The following is a 3059-nucleotide window of genomic DNA, read 5'->3' as shown; positions in this document are numbered from 1 at the left end:
GGCCGCGACGAAGCCCAGGACCTGCACCCGGGCCAGACGGCCAAGCACTGCCGCCGCCGCCCAGAAGAGGCCAAGCCCGAAGGCCAGAAGCACCACGGCAAAGGGTGCCATCCAGCCATGGCGGGCGATGTCGATCAGGAAGGGCTCGACGATCCAGTTCAGGCCAAGGGCAAAATACCCAGCCCCCGCGAGCCAGCCGCACAGGAAGGCCGCGCGCCGGTCGGGTGCCCGCTCCAGCAACCAGATCAGCGCCGCCAGCGCGGCGACGGAAGCCCACCAGAACCCCAGCGGAGCCTGTCCCAGCGCTGCGGCCGCGCCGAGCCCGAAGGCCAGCGCGCCCTGGCGCTTTCCGGACAAGGCGTCAGCCATGCTTCACGCAGGTTCCCCGGCGGGCACCCGGACGCGCAGCCGCTTGATCCGGCGCGGATCTGCGTCGACGATCTCGAACTGGACGCCGCTTTCGTGTTCGATCACCTCGCCCCGCGCCGGAACACGGCCGGACCGCAGGAACACGAGCCCGCCCAGCGTGTCGATCTCCTCGTCCTCCTCCTCCATCCGCAGCGGGATGCCAAGGGCGGCCTCGATCTCTTCCAGCGGAGCGGTGGACTGGGCCAGGATCACGCCGGGCTTCTCCTCTTTCCAGAGCGCGCCCTCGTCCTCGTCATGCTCGTCCTCGATCTCGCCGATCACGGTCTCGATCAGGTCCTCGATGGTGACCAGGCCGTCGACCCCGCCGTATTCGTCGATCACCAGCGCCATGTGGACGCGGTCCTTCTGCATCTTCTGCAAGAGGACACCCGTGGGCATCGATGGCGGCGCGTAGAGGATCGGCCGCAGAAGCCGCTTCAGGCTGAACCGGCCCGAGGCTCCGAACCCGTGCTGCAGCGCCAGGTCCTTCAGAAGGACCAGCCCCTGAGGGTGATCCAGCGTACCCTTGTAGACCGGGACCCGGCTGAACCCGTGTTCGCGGAACACCTCGACCAGATCGTCCTTGCCGATGTCCAGAGGGACCGCCACGATCTCGGCCTTGGGGATGGCCACGTCATCGACCCGCATCCGGCGCAGGGCATGAAGTCCCTGTGGCGCCGGGGTCGAGCCGGGTGCCGCCTCTGCGGCGGCCGGTTCCGATCCGGGTGTGAAGGCGGAGAGAAGCCGTCCGAAAAAGCCACGCTGGCCTTGATCAGAGGCGGGGTCGTCGGTCGTCCCGTCCAGCTGCGCGCCTTGCGCTGCGGGAGACCCGTCGGTGCTACTGCCCATCGGTCCTTTGTCCGAAAAACCACCCGTTACGCGGGTGCAGCGCCTAATATGGGTCAGAAACCCCAAGGCTGGCAAGTATCCGAACCTCAATCGCCTCCATGACGGCGGCATCCTCCTCTTCGACGTGGTCGTAGCCCAGCAGATGCAGCACGCCATGCACGATCAGATGGGTCACGTGGTCGACCATGGGCTTGCCCTGATCTTCCGCCTCACGGGCGCAGGTCTCATAGGCGATGGCGATGTCACCCAACGACTCCGGGTCCTCCGCCTCGCCAGGCTCCGGCGCCTCGGGCACCTCGCCCACGAACTCCGCCCCGCGCTCCTCGGAGGGCCAGCTGAGCACATTCGTCGGCTGCGGCTTGCCCCGGAAATCCGCGTTCAAGACCGCGATCCGCGCGTCGTCGCAGCCCATCAGGCTGACCTGGAACCCCTCGACCGGCAGGCCGACAGCCGCCAGCGCCGCTCGCCCCGCGCGTTCCGCCAGCGCGGCCAGCCCGAAAGCCTCCCACCGCGCATCCTCGATCACTGTCTCGACCAGATCCATGCGCCGCCCTTAGCGCCGACGCCGGCCCGGGGCAAGCCACCCTGCCCTTTCACCTGGCTCCAGATATCCCGGGGAGCTCGAGGGGCAGCGCCCCTCGTCAGCCCGAGGAGGAGGCGAAGGCCGACGACGAGACAAAAGCCTCGCGCGTCAGCGCTCCTTTGGAAAACCGCCCCTTACCCGGTCGCTTCGTCGGCCTCGTAGGCTTCGATGATCCGGCCCACCAGCGGGTGGCGCACGACGTCCTTCGAGGAGAAGTAGTTGAAGCTGACCCCCTTCACGCCCTTCAGGATGCGCTCGGCGTCCGCAAGGCCCGAGGCCGTGCCGCGCGGCAGGTCCACCTGGGTCCGGTCGCCGGTGATGACCATGCGGCTCCCCTCGCCCAGGCGGGTCAGGAACATCTTCATCTGCATGGTCGTGGCGTTCTGCGCTTCGTCCAGGACGATGAAGGCGTTCGACAGCGTCCGGCCGCGCATGAAGGCCAGGGGCGCGATCTCGATCCGCTTTTCCTGCATCAGCTTTTCCACCTGCTTTGCGGGCAGGAAGTCGTTCAGCGCGTCGTACAAGGGCTGCATGTAGGGATCGACCTTCTCCTTCGCGTCGCCGGGAAGGAAGCCGAGCCGCTCCCCCGCCTCCACCGCCGGGCGCGACAGGATGATCTTCTCGACCGCGCCCGAGATGAACATCGTCACGCCTACCGCGACGGCTAGGTAGGTCTTCCCCGTCCCCGCCGGCCCGATGCCGAAGCCCAATTCATGCTGGAAGAGGTTCGCGACATAGGCCTTCTGCGCCTCGGTCCGGGGTTCGATGGGCTTCTTGCGGGTCCGCAGCTCCATCCCCGTCGAAAACAGCTCGATCTGTTCGGCGCTGTCGGCATCCACCGGGCGGCCCATCCGCATCGCGCCGTCGATGTCGCCCGCTGCGACCCCGCGCCCCGCTTCCAGCCGGGCATACAAGGACCTCAGCACCGCCGCCGCCTGTTCCCGCGCCACCTTCTCGCCGATCACCGCCAGCCGGTTACCGCGCCGCAGGATGTGGACCCCCATCTGGTGCTCGATCTGCGCGAGGTTGCGGTCGAATTCGCCGCAAAGATCGATCAGCAAGCGGTTGTCGGGGAATTCGAGGACGGTTTCGACGATATCCTCGGCGGACGGGGGGGTCAGCGCGCTGATGCCCAACGGGGTCTCCTCATGTCAGGGCCACATCCGAAGTCTGCAGCCGGATACGATCTGTGGCAAGCAAAACCCGCCACCCCCACAAT

3 protein-coding genes and 1 pseudogene are annotated in these 3059 nt (G+C 67.6%); all 4 read right to left on the bottom strand.

The window, feature by feature from the left end; all coding sequences use genetic code 11:
* Positions 1-369 (bottom strand): annotated as a pseudogene (locus ACE3Q6_RS21575) (apolipoprotein N-acyltransferase); the annotation flags it as partial.
* Positions 370-372: 3 nt separating this feature from the next.
* Positions 373-1257: a transporter associated domain-containing protein gene (locus ACE3Q6_RS21570; protein ID WP_374437020.1), complete on the bottom strand. Its 885-nt coding sequence runs from the start codon at positions 1255-1257 to the stop codon at positions 373-375.
* A 43-nt stretch (positions 1258-1300) separates the two neighbouring features.
* Positions 1301-1801 (bottom strand): rRNA maturation RNase YbeY, encoded by a 501-nt coding sequence (gene ybeY, locus ACE3Q6_RS21565; protein WP_374437016.1) that lies wholly within the window; start codon positions 1799-1801, stop codon positions 1301-1303.
* Positions 1802-1974: 173 nt separating this feature from the next.
* Complete coding sequence (locus tag ACE3Q6_RS21560; protein WP_374437012.1) at positions 1975-2976, bottom strand: PhoH family protein; 1002 nt, start codon at positions 2974-2976, stop codon at positions 1975-1977.
* Positions 2977-3059 lie beyond the last annotated feature (83 nt).

This window comes from Tabrizicola sp. (assembly GCF_041913445.1).
Classification (GTDB): Bacteria; Pseudomonadota; Alphaproteobacteria; order Rhodobacterales; family Rhodobacteraceae; genus Tabrizicola.
This window is presented reverse-complemented; position numbering and strand designations above follow the sequence as displayed.

Coding starts and splice junctions, on each gene's coding strand:
- ACE3Q6_RS21570 (WP_374437020.1), bottom strand. CDS start 1,257: ATGGGCAGTAGCACCGACGGGTCTCCCGCAGCGCAAGGCGCGCAGCTG.
- ybeY (WP_374437016.1), bottom strand. CDS start 1,801: ATGGATCTGGTCGAGACAGTGATCGAGGATGCGCGGTGGGAGGCTTTC.